General features: G+C 69.4%; 12 protein-coding genes. 5 read left to right on the forward strand and 7 right to left on the reverse strand.

Going from position 1 to position 14,047, the window contains the following annotated elements; all coding sequences use genetic code 11:
* Window position 1 precedes the first annotated feature (1 nt).
* The 3 genes from H6900_14145 to H6900_14155 all read right to left on the reverse strand — a co-directional run bounded on the left by H6900_14145 (window position 2) and on the right by H6900_14155 (window position 3,802).
* Window positions 2-2,869, reverse strand: a complete 2,868-nt coding sequence (locus H6900_14145; GenBank protein MCC0074422.1) for a monovalent cation/H+ antiporter subunit A — start codon at window positions 2,867-2,869, stop codon at window positions 2-4.
* 206 nt (window positions 2,870-3,075) lie between these two features.
* Window positions 3,076-3,282: a cold-shock protein gene (locus H6900_14150; GenBank protein MCC0074423.1), complete on the reverse strand. Its 207-nt coding sequence runs from the start codon at window positions 3,280-3,282 to the stop codon at window positions 3,076-3,078.
* Between the two features lie 175 nt (window positions 3,283-3,457).
* Window positions 3,458-3,802, reverse strand: a complete 345-nt coding sequence (locus H6900_14155; GenBank protein MCC0074424.1) for an SH3 domain-containing protein — start codon at window positions 3,800-3,802, stop codon at window positions 3,458-3,460.
* Window positions 3,803-3,936: 134 nt separating this feature from the next.
* Here H6900_14155 and H6900_14160 point away from each other — a divergent pair, with 134 nt between their 5' ends.
* From H6900_14160 to H6900_14180, 5 genes are read left to right on the forward strand one after another with little or no spacing between them, the layout of a single operon-like run.
* The gene (locus H6900_14160) at window positions 3,937-4,701 is read left to right on the forward strand and encodes a transglycosylase SLT domain-containing protein (GenBank protein ID MCC0074425.1); all 765 of its coding nucleotides are present in this window, start codon (window positions 3,937-3,939) and stop codon (window positions 4,699-4,701) included.
* Entirely contained in the window at window positions 4,698-6,776 is a 2,079-nt protein-coding gene (flhA, locus tag H6900_14165) for a flagellar biosynthesis protein FlhA (protein MCC0074426.1), read from the forward strand. Before H6900_14160 ends, flhA begins: the two co-directional genes overlap by 4 nt.
* Complete coding sequence (locus tag H6900_14170) at window positions 6,773-7,561, forward strand: flagellar biosynthetic protein FliR (protein ID MCC0074427.1); 789 nt, start codon at window positions 6,773-6,775, stop codon at window positions 7,559-7,561. The genes flhA and H6900_14170 overlap by 4 nt, the downstream gene beginning before the upstream one ends.
* Window positions 7,558-8,658 (forward strand): flagellar biosynthesis protein FlhB, encoded by a 1,101-nt coding sequence (locus H6900_14175; GenBank protein ID MCC0074428.1) that lies wholly within the window; start codon window positions 7,558-7,560, stop codon window positions 8,656-8,658. The genes H6900_14170 and H6900_14175 overlap by 4 nt, the downstream gene beginning before the upstream one ends.
* On the forward strand, window positions 8,655-9,032 hold the full coding sequence (locus H6900_14180) for a hypothetical protein (protein ID MCC0074429.1): 378 nt from the start codon (window positions 8,655-8,657) through the stop codon (window positions 9,030-9,032). The genes H6900_14175 and H6900_14180 overlap by 4 nt, the downstream gene beginning before the upstream one ends.
* A 119-nt stretch (window positions 9,033-9,151) precedes the next feature.
* Here the strand turns inward: H6900_14180 and H6900_14185 are convergent, their stop codons facing one another.
* The 4 genes from H6900_14185 to H6900_14200 all read right to left on the reverse strand — a co-directional run bounded on the left by H6900_14185 (window position 9,152) and on the right by H6900_14200 (window position 14,027).
* Window positions 9,152-10,312 carry an amidohydrolase gene (locus H6900_14185; GenBank protein ID MCC0074430.1) on the reverse strand — a complete coding sequence of 387 codons (1,161 nt, stop codon included), beginning with the start codon at window positions 10,310-10,312 and terminating at the stop codon, window positions 9,152-9,154.
* Between the two features lie 14 nt (window positions 10,313-10,326).
* Complete coding sequence (locus H6900_14190; GenBank protein ID MCC0074431.1) at window positions 10,327-11,496, reverse strand: amidohydrolase; 1,170 nt, start codon at window positions 11,494-11,496, stop codon at window positions 10,327-10,329.
* Between the two features lie 5 nt (window positions 11,497-11,501).
* Window positions 11,502-12,668: an amidohydrolase gene (locus H6900_14195; GenBank protein MCC0074432.1), complete on the reverse strand. Its 1,167-nt coding sequence runs from the start codon at window positions 12,666-12,668 to the stop codon at window positions 11,502-11,504.
* A gap of 66 nt (window positions 12,669-12,734) precedes the next feature.
* Window positions 12,735-14,027 (reverse strand): FAD-binding oxidoreductase, encoded by a 1,293-nt coding sequence (locus H6900_14200; protein MCC0074433.1) that lies wholly within the window; start codon window positions 14,025-14,027, stop codon window positions 12,735-12,737.
* Between the last annotated feature and the right edge of the window lie 20 nt (window positions 14,028-14,047).

The following is a 14,047-nucleotide window of genomic DNA, read 5'->3' on the forward strand; positions in this document are numbered from 1 at the left end:
GTCAGCGCTCCTCCCCGGTCTCGCGCCGGGTCTCGGCGTCGATCGTCGGGCTGCGTTCGATCATCGGGTCGATGTCGGCCGCAGTCAGGTTGATCCCCTCGCCCGCCCGCAAGCCGATCCGGCTGAGGCTGGCCAGCGCCAGCATCACCGCGCCGATCACCGTCAGGAACACCCCCAGATCGAACGCCGCGGCGCTGGCCAGGTGGATGTCGTCCAGCGGCCAGACGTGCACATGCACATTGGTCGAGGTCAGGAAGTTCCAGCCCAACACCAGGCTGGTGGTGCCGGTCAACACCGCGATCAGCACCCCCAGCGAAATCATCCCGTGATAGGCGAACCGCTGGCGCGCCTGGCTCCAGGCAAAGCCCGAGGCCATGTATTGCATCAGCAGCGCGATTGCCACGACCAGCCCGGCGATGAACCCGCCGCCCGGCTGGTTGTGCCCGCGCAGGAAGATGTAGACCCCGACCGTCAGCGCGATCGGCAGCGCGACGCGGGTCGCGACCACCATCATCAGCGGGTGGCGGTCATGGGCCTGGGGCATGTCGGGCTGCCAGTTCAGCAACCGGCGCGAGGCCGGGCCGCGCAGGATCACCTCGACCAGGGCGAAGATGATGAGCGCGGCAATGCCCAGCACGCTGATCTCGCCCATCGTGTCGAAGCCGCGGAAATCCACCAAGATCACGTTGACGACGTTGTTGCCCCCGCCCCCGGTATAGGAATTGGCGATGTGATAGTCGGCGATCGTCGGCAGGCTCATGTCGCGGGTCAGGATCGCATAGGCCAGCCCGCCGATCCCGCCGCCCGCGACCAGCGCAATCGCGCCGTCACGCCAGCGCCGGAACGCCCCCGATTCCACCGGGGTTTCCTTGGGCAGGTAGTTCAGCGCCAATAGCAGCAGGATGATCGTCACCACCTCGACCGTGAGCTGCGTCAGGGCCAGGTCGGGGGCCGAGAACTGCACGAAGGTCATCGACACCACCAGCCCGCAGATCGAGATCACGATCAGCGAGACAAAGCGCATCCGGTGCACCAGCACCACCCCCGCCGTCGCCACCATCACCAGCGTGAAGAAGATCAGCTCGACCGGACCGACCGGCAGCAGCGGCCGGGTGCCGGGGGCAAAGTCGCCGCCCAGAAAGGCCCAGGCCCCATAGGCCACCACCACGACCGAGAAGATGCCCAGATAGCGCGAGATCGCGCCATCGTGCAGCGTATCGGTCAGCGCCGTCGCGCCGCGCGCCAGCGGGTTGACGATGCCGTCGAAGATCGCCTTGGCCTCGGGTCGGGGCGCGGCATCCCAGAGCGGCGCCAGCGGCCGCTGGAGCATGAGCAACACAAAGCCCGCCGCCACCGCGATGCCCGACATGATCAGCGCGGGCGTGACACCGTGCCACAGCGCCAGGTGCACATGCGGATGCCCCCCAGTGACCGCGCCCGCGATCACCGCGACCAGATGGCCCACGGTCTGCTGCGGGAACAGCCCGATGACGACCACCAGCACCGCCAGCAGCGCCGGCGGGGCCCACAGGCCAAAGGGCGGGTCGTGCGGATGGCCGGGATAGTCGGTGCGCTCGGGCCCCAGAAAGGTGTGCGCCACGAATCGCAGCGCATAGGCGACCGAGAAGACCGCCCCCAGCGTCGCCGCCACGGCGATCCAGGTGCCGGTATCATGCGCGGCCTCGAGCATCATTTCCTTTGACAGGAACCCGTTGAACAGCGGAATCCCCGCCATCGAAAGCGCCGCCACGGTGCCGATGGTGAAGGTCACCGGCATCAGCCGGCGCAGCCCGCCCAACAGCCGCAGGTTGCGCGTTCCGGCCTCGTGATCGACGATACCGGCGGTCATGAACAGCGCCGCCTTGAAGGTCGCGTGGTTGATGATGTGGAACACCGCGCCGATCGCGGCGTATTCGGTGCCCAGACCCAGAAGGAAGGTGATGAGCCCCAGGTGGCTGACCGTCGAGAACGCCAGCAGCGCCTTCAGGTCGTCCTTGAACAGCGCGATCACGGCGCCCAGCACCATCGTGACCAGCCCCGCCCCGGCGACCAGCCAGGTCCATTCCGGCGTGCCCGACAGCACCGGCCACAGCCGCGCCATCAGGAACAACCCGGCCTTCACCATCGTCGCCGAATGCAGATACGCCGAGACCGGCGTCGGCGCCGCCATCGCGTGCGGCAGCCAGAAATGGAACGGGAACTGCGCGGATTTGGTGAACGCGCCCAGCAGGATCAGCAGCAGCGCGGGCAGGTAGAGGTCGGATTGCCGGATCGCCTCGCCCCGCGTCAGAATCACGTGGATGTCGTAGCTGCCCGCGATCTGCCCCAGGATCAGCATTCCGCCGATCATCGCCAGCCCGCCCAACCCGGTCACCGTCAGCGCCATGCGCGCGCCCTGCCGCCCCTCGGGCAGATGCCGCCAAAAGCCGATCAGCAGGAACGACGACAACGAGGTCAGCTCCCAGAAGATCAGCAAAAGCAGGATGTTGTCGGACAGAACGATGCCCACCATCGCACCCTGGAACAACAGCAGATAGGTGTAGAAATTGCCCATCGGATCGGATTTCGACAGGTAGAACCGTGCATAGGCGATAATCAGCAGCCCGATGCCCAGGATCAGCAGGGCGAACAGGAACCCCAGCCCGTCCAGCATGAAGTTGACGTTGAGCCCCAGCGCCGGAAGCCAGGTGTAGCCCTCGGTCAGGACCTCGCCGCGCAGCACGGCGGGGGCGTTCATCAACAGGCCGATCAGCGCCAGGCCCGTCACCGAAAAGGTGATCGTCGCGCAGGTGTTGCGGCCCGCGCGGATCATCAGGCCAGGCAGAAGGGCGCCCAGGAAAGGTAGTGCCGCGATCAAGGCAAGGGACATGCCGGTTCCGTTGTCTGAGGGCGGCCCGTCATAGGGCGCCGGTGATCGGAGACGGGCCTCCCAGACCCGTGAGGCCCTACCTTCGAAACCGGGGGCGCGGTGTCAAGCGAAAGTGACCGAGGCCGCGTTAACGGCCGCGTTATCTGCCCCGGCGCCATGCAAAAGGGCGGCCCAGGGGGCCGCCCTTTCGTCAATCGGCGTGCCGATCAGGCCAGCGCGAGGTTGGTCGCCGACTGGCGGCCGTCGCGGCTGGTTTCCAGGTCAAAGGTGACCTTCTGGCCGTCGTCCAGGCCGCGCAGGCCGGCGCGCTCCAGCGCGGTGATGTGCACGAACACGTCCTTCGAGCTGCCTTCGGGCTGGATGAAGCCATAACCCTTGGTGGCATTGAACCATTTCACGGTGCCGTTGGCCATCGTGAGAACTCCTGTCTTGATGCTGCCCACGGAATGCGACAGCCCGGCGCAGTCAAATCGGGATCGAATGCGCGGGTGTCCGGGAAGACAAGGCAGAGTCGATAGAGATAACGTCGCACCCCCCTTTTGCCTGAAATGCGGTTTTTCCACAAGAGGGTCGTGCCGGCGCCGGCGCTCAGGGGCAGACGCCGCCGATGCTCAGATACCGACCCGAGACCCAGCCGTTCGGCGACGGCGCCCCCCAAAGCGGCTGCATGCACCGCCCGCTCATGCACTGAACCCGATACCAGCCGCCGCTGCGATCCCAGACCGAAATCTCGTCACCGAGATACAGCTCGCCGATCTGCGTGTTCTGGCTGCCCGGCCCGCTGCGCACCGCCAGGAACCCGTTCCCGGCGGCATGGTTGTATTGGCTCAACGGCCGCACGCCGGTCACATGGCCCGTGCAGTCACCCGCCAGCGCGGGGGCGGCGGACAGCGCCAGGGCAAGCGCGGCGGCCAGGGATGCAATCTGTGTCATGGGTGCCTCCTTTCGATGTGTCGGGACTCTGCCACGGATGGCATGCGCGCACCTTGACCGGGGACAAACCGGCCGGCGTCAACACTTCATAAACCCTCTTTCCGCTAGGGTCGGGCAAAGACACGGAGTCGGCCATGACACTCTTTCGCCTGCTGTTCGTGCTGCTCTGGCTGACCGCCTTGCCCGCCTGGGCACAGGGGCCCGAACTGTGCGAAGCCGCCGCCAGCCGGGCCGCACGGGAAACCGGCGTGCCGGTGGACGTGTTGCAGGCGATCGCGCTGACGGAAACCGGGCGGATGCAGGGCGGTCGCCTGCGCCCCTGGCCCTGGACCGCCAATGCCGAGGGGCGAGGCCACTGGTTCGCCACCCGCGACGAGGCCCGGACATTCGCGCGCCAGTTGCTGGACCGCGGCCAGCGCCTGTTCGACCTGGGGTGCTTTCAGATCAACTGGCGCTGGCACGGCCAGGAATTCACCCGGCCCGAGGATCTTCTGGATCCCCTCACCGCCGCGCGCTACGCCGCCCGCCACCTTGCCGCCCTGCATGCCGAGTTCGGCTCGTGGGAGGCGGCGGCCGGTGCCTACCATTCCCGCACCCCCCAGCACGCCGCCCGCTACCGCACCCGCTTCGCCGCGGTGCGCGCCCGCCTCAACGCAACCGATGCCCGGGCCGATGCCCGCGCCAGCCCGCGCACGGGTCCCCGCCCGGTCCTGCAACCCGCCGCACGGACGGGCACCGCCCCCGACACCGGCCTCGCGCGGGCCAACGCCTACCCGCTGTTGATGGCCCGCGCCGATCCTTCGGGCCATGGCGTCGGCCCCGACGCGATCGCCCCGGGCGCCTCGCTGGTGCCCGCCACCCTGCCCCCGGCCCGACCGCTGTTCGAGATCCGCCCATGACCTTTTCCGCCGCGCGCCTGTTCCAACCCACCGTGCTGCTCGCCCTGGCGCTGATGGCGGTCATCGTCATGATGATCCTGCCGATGCCGTCGTGGATGCTGGACATCGGACTGGCGGCCTCGTTCGCGCTGGCGATCCTGATGTTCACCATCACGCTGTTCATCGAACGGCCGCTCGACTTCTCGATCTTTCCGACCGTTCTGCTGGCCTCGCTGATGTTGCGCCTGTCGCTCAACGTATCCTCGACCCGGCTGATAATCGGCCAGGGCCATACCGGGCCACAAGCGGCGGGATCGGTGATCCAGGGGTTCGCCAGCTTCATCATGGGCGGCAGCGTGTTCCTTGGGGTCGTGGTGTTCAGCGTGCTGCTGATCGTCAATTTCATCGTCATCACCAAGGGCGCCGGCCGCATGGCCGAGGTCGGCGCGCGCTTTGCGCTGGACGGGATGCCCGGCAAGCAACTGGCGATCGACGCCGACATGGCCGCCGGCGCCATCTCCCACGCCGAGGCCAAGGCCAGGCGCGAGCGCGAGCAACAGGAAACGACCTTTTTCGGATCGCTGGACGGGGCGTCCAAGTTCGTCAAGGGCGACGCGGTCGCGGGGTTGCTGATCACCTCGATGAACATCGTCTTCGGCCTGCTGATGGGAACGCTCGTGCACGGGATGCCCATCGGCGAAGCCTTTGAAACCTATGCCATCCTCACCGTTGGCGACGGGCTGGTCAGCCAGATCCCGGCGGTCATCATTTCGATCGCGGCGGCGCTGCTGCTGGCGCGGGGCGGCGCGAACGGCGCGACCGATACGGCCCTGATGGCGCAGCTTGGTCGCTACCCGGCGGCGCTGGTCACCGTGGCGCTTCTCATGGCCCTGTTCGCGCTGGTGCCGGGCCTGCCCTTCCTGCCTTTTGTGGCCGGCGCCGCCATCCTGGGCACCGCCGGCTGGTTCGCCCATCGCCACGCCACCCGTCCCGACGACCCGATCGACGATGCGCCGGTCGCGAAACTGGCGACGCTGGGCGATGTGCTGGACCTCGACGAGATTCACGTGACCTTTGCGCCCGACCTGGTGCCGATGGTGCTGGACCCGGCCACCGGGCTCGATGCGCGGATCGTCAACATGCGCAACCATATCGCCCGGAATTTCGGCCTGATCCTGCCCGAGATCCGGCTCACCGACGACCCTGCCCTCAGGCCCGGCGAATACGCCATCCTGGTGCAGGGCGTCGAACAGGCGCGCGACCGCCTGCACCCCGATCGTCGCCTCGCGCTGCTGCCGGACGGGGGGCGCACGCCCCCCGGGCTGGACGGTCTGGACGTGCACGAGCCGGTCTTCGCCGCCCCCGCGCGCTGGATCGCCCCCGCGGACGAGGAAGCCGCGGCGCTGGACGGGTTGACCGTGGTCGGCCCGGCCGAGGTTCTGGCGACCCATCTGCTCGAGGTGCTGAAAACCAATTTCGCGCGGCTGCTGTCGCTGCGGGGGCTCAGGCGGATGCTGGACGAGATGACGCAACTGACCGATCCCCGCCGGGCCGAGGCCAACCGCCGCCTGATCGACGAATTGATCCCCGACAAGGTCCCCGTGGACCTGCTGCTGTCCGTGCTGCGGCTCTTGCTGGATGAGCGGGTGTCGATCCGCAATCTGCCGATGATCCTGGAATCCATCGCCGAATTGCGGGTCCAGCAGATGTCGCCCGAGGCCGTGTGCGACCATGTCCGGCAGCGGCTGGGCTTTCAGCTGGTCGCCGGGCTGAAACGCGCGGACGGCACCCTGCCGCTGGTGCAGCTCGCCCCGGAGTGGGAGGATACCTTTGCCCGCTACCAGATCGAGGGCGAACGCGGCGGCACGGACATCGCCCTGCCGCCGGCCGATTTCGGCAAGCTCGCGAACGCCCTCGCCCAGACCTTTGCCGATCTCGCCGACAAGGGCACGCAGGCGGCGCTGGTCTCGCCCGCGCGCCGGCGACGGTTCCTGCGCACGGTCATGGCGGCGCGCGACGTGCCGGCGCCGGTCCTCGCCTTCGAGGAAATCGGCATGGAGGCCCGCCCCGCCCTGGTCGGGCAGGTTGCGGCATGACCCCCGATCTGATCGCCGCGTTGAGCGCGCTCCTGGAGCAGGCGCAGGCATGGCTGGCCGGCGGCGGGCTGGTCTTTGCCCGCGTCGGCCCGGTCTTTGCCCTGGCCCCGGTGTTGGGCGAACGCGCGATCCCGGTGCGCATCCGCCTGGTCGCGGCGCTGGCGATGACCGCCGTCGTCGCCCCGGCCGTGGTCGGCGCGGTTCCCGTGCCGCAGCCTGCGCCGATTCCCGTCGCGCTGTTCCTCATGCAGGAAACCCTTGTCGGCCTGATGCTGGGGCTGGCCCTGCGGTTCCTGATCATGGCGTTGCAGATGGCCGGCACCATGGCCGCGCAGGCGACCTCGTTCTCGCAGGCGTTCGGCGGCGCGGGCGTCGATCCGCAACCGGCGATCGCCCATCTTCTGGTCGTGGGCGGGCTTGCGCTGGCGGCCATTGCGGGTCTGCCCGAGCGGTTGGCGGCGCTGCTGGTGCTGTCCTATGACCTGTTCCCGCCCGGCCACTGGCCCACCCCGTCGGCGCTCGCGACCTGGGGAACGACCCGGGTCGCGCACGCCTTCGCGCTGGCGTTTTCGCTGGCCGCGCCCTTCGTCATCGGGGCCGGGCTCTACAATCTGGCCCTGGGCGCGATCAACCGGGCGATGCCGCAACTCATGGTGTTCTTTGTCGGCGCGCCGGCGTTGACGCTGGGCGGGCTGGCCCTGCTGGTGCTGACCGCGCCCTTGATGTTCACCCTGTGGGCGCCGGCCTTGTCGGCGGTGCTGGCCAATCCGGTCGCCGCACCATGAGCGCCGAGGATGACGGCGCCGACCGCCCGCACGAAGCCTCGCAGCGCAAGCTCGACGAGGCGCGGCGCAAGGGTGACCTGCCACGCACCGCCGATGTGACCGCCGCCGCCGCCATGGCCGGGTTCCTGGCCCTCACCCTGCTGCCGGGCGGCTGGGTGCCGCCTCGGCTGGGCACGATGGGCATGGCCTTGCTCGACCGGGCAGACGCGTTGGGCCCGGCTCTGCTGGGGGGCGGCACGGCGATGGCGGGCAGCGTGCTGGGCGCCACGGCGCGGGCCATGGCGCCGGTGCTGGTGATCCCCGGCCTTCTGGCATTGGCGGCGCTGATCGCCCTGCGTGGCCTGGTGCTGGCCCCGGACAAGCTGATGCCGAAACTGTCGCGCCTCTCGCCTCTGGCGAACGCGCGCAACAAGTTCGGCGTTTCGGGGTTGGTGGAATTCGCGAAAAGCGTTGTGAAGTTGGGGATTTACGCCAGCCTTCTATGGATCTTTCTGGCCCTGCGCCTTCCCCGGCTGATCGCCACGATGAGCCAGAGCCCGGGACAGGCCAGCGTCGAGATGCTGCAACTCATGGGCGAATTTCTGGGCCTCGTGGTGCTCATCATGGTGGTGATCGGCGGGCTCGACTATCTCTGGCAGGTTTTCGACCACCGGCGCCGTCAGCGCATGAGCCACCAGGAAGCCCGCGAGGATCACAAGGAATCCGAGGGCGATCCCCACATGAAGCAGCAAAGGCGCCAGCGGGCGACGGAAATCGCCACCAACCAGATGCTGGCCGAGGTGCCGCGCGCCGCCGTGGTCATCGTCAACCCGACGCACTACGCCGTGGCCCTGCGCTGGACGCCCGAGAGCAAGGGGGCCCCGGTCTGCGTGGCCAAGGGCGCCGACGAGATCGCCGCCCGCATCCGCACCGCCGCGACCGAGGCCGGCGTGCCGATCCATTCGGACCCCCCGACGGCCCGGGCCCTCCATGCCACGGTCGCGATCGGCGCCGAGATCGCGCCCGAACACTACGCCCCCGTGGCCGCCGCGATCCGTTTCGCCGAGACCATGCGCGGCAAGGCGCGCGCGCAACATCCGCCGCGGCGTCCGCGATGAGCCCGAGGCCGGATCCCGCGGCGCTGGCCAGACTGGCGCAATTGGCGGCGATGAAGCGCGACGCCGAACTGGCGCGGCTGGCGGGTGTGGCACAGTCGCGCGCCCGGCTGCAATCCGCGGTCGATGCGCTGAAACGGACCGAGGCCCCGCTCGACGCCGACGACACCGACCCGGCGCTGGTGCAGGCCCGCCTGGTGCACCGTCGCTGGACCGAATCCCAGCACCGCCGCCTCAACCAGCAACTCGCCCTGGTGACGGCGGACTGGCTGCGCCAACGCCCGGCGGCAGCCCGGGCCTTTGGCCGGGCGGCCGTGCTCTCGGAATTGACGACCCGGGTCGAGCGCCTGCGCGCTGCGACAAAGCCGCCACCCTGAGCTCCCGCACCACAATGCCCCCACCCCGTCCCGCGCGCGCACGGGGATTTTCAAGGGGGGCGTGCCCCCCTTGAAGCTGGGGGTTCGGGGGGCGGCAGCCCCCCGACCGCACCACTCTGCTAGGCGGGCATGCGCTGTTCGACGATCTCGGCCCACCACGAACACCCCGCGGGAATGGCGTTGTCGTCGAAATCATAGGCCGGGTGATGCACCATCGCGGTGTCGCCATTGCCGACAAGGATGTACGCGCCGGGCCGTTCCTCGAGCATATAGGCGAAATCCTCGCCACCCATGACCATCGGCGCGGGCGCGCACCCGCCCGCGACCTTCTCGGCCACGCGCGCCGCAAAGGCGGTCTGTTCGGGACTGTTCACCATCACCGGGTAGCCGTTCACATAATCGACCTGCGCCGTCGCGCCGAACGCGGCGCACAGGCCCTCGGTGATCGCCTTGATCCGCGTTTCGGCCAGCGCGCGGGTCGCGGCGTCCATCGTCCGCACCGTGCCGCGCAGCTCGACGTGCTGCGGGATCACGTTGTAGGCCTCGCTTTCCGTCCGGAACGAGGTGACGGACACCACCAGATGGCGGATCGGGTCGTGGTTGCGGCTGGCAATGGTTTGCAGCGCGCTGACCAGTTGCGCGGCGACCACGGTGGTATCGACCGTGTCCTGCGGTTTCGCGGCGTGGCCGCCCTTGCCCTCGAGCTTGATCGTGAACACGTCGGTCGCGGCAAAGAACGCGCCCTCGCGGATCGCGAACTGACCCACCGGAAGGCCAGGCATGTTGTGCATGCCATAGACCTCCTGGATGCCCCAGCGGTCCATCAGACCGTCGTCGCACATGGCCTTGCCGCCCGCGCCGCCTTCTTCGGCGGGCTGAAAGATCACCACCACGGTGCCGTCGAAATTGCGCGTCTCGGCCAGGTATTGCGCGGCGCCCAGCAGCATCGCGGTGTGGCCGTCATGGCCGCAGGCGTGCATCTTGCCCGGCGTTTTCGAGGCGTGCTCGACGCCCGAGGCCTCGAAGATCGGCAACGCGTCCATGTCGGCGCGCAGGCCGATCACCTTGCCCGAGGTGTTCGCCTTGCCCCGGATCACGCCCACGACGCCGGTGCGGCCGATCCCCTCGGTCACCTCGTCCAGGCCAAAAGCGCGCAGCTTCTCGGCGACGATGCTGGCGGTGCGGTGGGTGTCATACAGCAGTTCGGGATTCTCGTGGAAGTCACGGCGCCAGGCGGTGATGTCGGGCAACAGTTCGGCAAAGCGGTTCTTGACGGGCATGGGGTCCTCCGGGCTCAGTTCGACAAGGGCATCCGCTGTTCCGCGAGGGTCGCGAACCAGCTCGATCCCGCGGGGATCGCCTCGTCATTGAAGTTGTATTCGGGGTGGTGCAGGTCGGCCGAGGGGCCGTTGCCCAGGATGATGAAGGCGCCGGGGCGCTCGGCCAGCATTTCCGAGAAATCCTCGCCCCCCATCGACGGCGGCAGGTCCAGCGGTGCCTGGCCGGTCACCGCCTCGGCGGCGGCGCGGGCGTAATCGGTCGGGTCGGCCGCGTTGATGGTCGGCAGGACACCGTCGAAATAGGCGAAATCGACCTCGGCGCCATAGGCGGCGGCGGTCGATTCGGCGATCGCCTTCATGCGGTCGCGCACCAGCTCCTTGGTCGGAACGTGGAATGTGCGCACCGTGCCCGTCAGCTTGGCCGAGGCGGGAATCACGTTATGCGCCTGGGTTTCGGTCTGGAAGCCGGTCATCGACACGACCGCGGGCTGCAAGGGATCGACATTGCGCGACACGACCTGCTGCATCGCCATGACGATCGCCGCGCCGGCCAGCGTGGAATCGACGCTGACATGGGGTTGCGCGCCGTGGCCGCCCTTGCCGCGCACGGTGATCTCGAAAAAGTCCGCGGCCGCCAGCATCGGACCTTCCTTGATTGCGAACTGCCCGACGGGGATGCCGGGGAAGTTGTGCAGGCCATAGATCTCCTGAATGCCCCAGCGATCCATCAGGCCGTCCGCGACCATGGCACGGGCCCCGCCGCCGCCTTCTTCGGCGGGCTGAAAGGCCAGCACCACGGTGCCGTCGAAATTGCGCGTCTCGGCCAGGTATTTCGCCGCGCCCAGCAGCACCGCCGTGTGCCCGTCGTGGCCACAGGCGTGCATCTTGCCCGCGTGGGTCGAGGCATAGTCGGCCCCGGTCGCTTCCAGGATCGGCAGCGCGTCCATATCGGCGCGAAAGCCCAGAACGCGGCCCGAATCGGTCCGCCGCCCCTTGATGACGGCGACGATACCGGATTGGCCCACGCCCTCGGTCACCTCGTCCACGCCGAATTCGCGCAGCAAGCCGGCCACCTTGGCGGTGGTGCGGGGCAAATCGAACCGGAGTTCGGGATGGGCATGCAGGTCCTGCCGCCAGGCGGCGATTTCGGGCTGCATGTCGGCAATGCGGTTCTTGACGGCCATGTCGGTTACTCCAGTGGCATACGGCGTTCGGCGAGGGTGACGAACCAGCTGCATCCCGCCGGGATGGCGTCGTCGTCGAATCGATAGGCCGGGTGGTGGCACATCGGCGTGTCCCCGTTGCCCAGCAGCATGTAGGCGCCGGGCCGGGCCTCGAGCATATAGGCGAAATCCTCGGCCGGCATGGCGGGTTTCACGTTGCGATCGCAGGCACCGGCGACCTCTTCGGCGCAATCGGCGGCAAAGGCGGTCTGTTCGGGGTGGTTGACGGTGACGGGATAGCCCCAGTCGTAGCGGATCTCGGCGGTCGCGCCATAGGCCTGCGCGGTGGCCGGCACCAGGTCCATGATCCGGTCATGCGCCAGTTGCCTGAGCGCGGGATCGAGCGTGCGCACCGTGCCCTGCAACGTGACGGTGTGGGCGATCACGTTCGAAGCGACCGAATCGGTGTGAAAGCTGCCGACCGTCACCACCACCGCGCCCAACGGGTCCATGTTGCGCGCGACGATGGATTGCAGCGCGACGACGATGTGGCTGGCGACCAGCGTGGTGTCGATCGCCATATGCGGCACCGCCGCGTGCCCGCCGCGGCCGGTGACCGTGACCGTGAATTCGTCAGCCGAGGCCAGCAGCGCGCCCTCGCGGATCGCGAAACTGCCGGTCGGAAGGCCGGGCATGTTGTGCAGGCCATAGACCTCTTGCACACCCCAGCGGTCCATCAGACCGTCATCGACCATCGCCTTGCCGCCGGCGCCGCCCTCTTCGGCGGGCTGAAAGGCCAGGACCACCGTGCCGTCGAAGTTGCGCGTCTCGGCCAGGTATTTGGCCGCGCCCAGCAAGATCGCCGTGTGCCCGTCATGGCCGCAGGCGTGCATCTTGCCCTCGGTCTTGGACGCAAAATCGAGGCCGGTGATCTCGTTGATCGGCAGCGCGTCCATGTCGGCGCGAAACAGCGTGACCTTGCCCGAATCCGTCCGACGCCCCCGGATGACCCCGACCACGCCCGAGCGCCCGATCCCCGGCACGACCTCGTCGCAGCCGAAGGCCTCGAGGCGCCGTGCCACCAGCGCCGAGGTGCGGGGCAGATCGTAGAGCAGTTCGGGATGCTCATGCAGATCGCGGCGCCAGGCGGTGATTTCGGGGTGCATCTCGGCGAGACGGTTGCGAACGGGCATGAAGCTCTCCCTGGTCTTTGGTTCACCTGTGAAGTTGGTCCGTTCCGGGCCCGAGAGCAAGCCCCCTCACAACGCCGGACCCGGCGTCAGGCGGCTGCCGTCCGAAAACCGGGCCAGCCGGAAGCGATGCAGGTCGTGCGCCGCGCCGCGCCCCGTGACCAGATCCGCCAGCACCCGGCCCACGGCGGGACCGATGCCGAACCCATGCCCGGACAGTCCGGTGCCCAGCGTGAGCCCCGGAAGCGCGGCCACCCTGTCCAGGACCGGCACGACATCGGGCATGGTGTCGATCATACCCGCCCAGGTCGCGCGCAGCGGCGGCCGGCCCAGGGCGGGAAAGGCGCGGCCAAAGGCGATGGTCGCGGCCATGAGGGCGCGGGCGTCCGGTGCGGGATCGAGGGTGCGCATCCGCTCGAACGGGCCGGGGCGATCCGCGTCCCAGCGGCGCGGCGTGGTCCAGGCGTCGGGAAAGCCGCGCGGCGCGGCGGGCCGCAGCCGCGTCGAACGCCAGCTTGCGCGCAGGACCGTCGCGAAAGCGCGGGCGTGGCGCAGGGCGTCGGGCCCCAGGTGCATCCCATGCGAGGCCCCGGGTGCCAGCGTAACGCCACCGTCGGCGCGCCGCCGGACCGCAAAGGCGTCGTCCACCGCCGCGCCGTCGAAGGGCGCATCCAGGGCCCCGGTCGCCGCGACCGAGGACAGCACCGCCAGCTGTGGCAGCGCCACGCCGTGCGCGCGCAGGAACAATGACGACCACGCCCCGCCCGCCAGCACCACCGCGTCGCAGCGGATGCGCCCGGCCTCGGTCACGACTCCGGCGACGCGGCCGGCGGCGATGTCGAGGGCCCGCACCGCGCAACCCTCGCGGATCGTGACCCCGGCCTGCGCCACCGTCCGCGCGATCATCGGCACCGCGACCCAGGGTTCCGCACCACAGTCGCTGGCGGTGTGCAGCGCCCCGCACCAATCGGCGGCCGAGGGGATCAGCGCCCGGGTTTGCGCGCGCGTCAGCATCCGGCTGTCCAGCCCGTGGGCCCGCGCATGGACCAGCCAGTCGGCATGGGCGGCCGCGTCGCGCGGGGTCCGCGCCAGATAGGTCACGCCGACGCGCCGAAAGCCCAGCCCGGGGCCCAGCCGGTCGGACCAGCGCGCCCACAGGCGCCGGGCCTCCAGCGCCAGCGGGATCTCGGCCGGATCGCGGCCCTGGGTGCGGATCCAGCCCCAGTTGCGGCCCGATTGCTCGGCGCCGACGCGGCCCTTTTCGCACAGCACCACCGACAGCCCCTGCCCCGCCAGTTCCCAGGCCGCCGACACGCCCGCGATGCCGCCGCCGATCACGACCACGTCGGCGGCGGCCGGCAGCGGTCCCTGATGCTCGACCC

The sequence above is a fragment of the Rhodobacter sp. genome, assembly GCA_020637515.1.
Classification (GTDB): domain Bacteria; phylum Pseudomonadota; class Alphaproteobacteria; order Rhodobacterales; family Rhodobacteraceae; genus Pararhodobacter.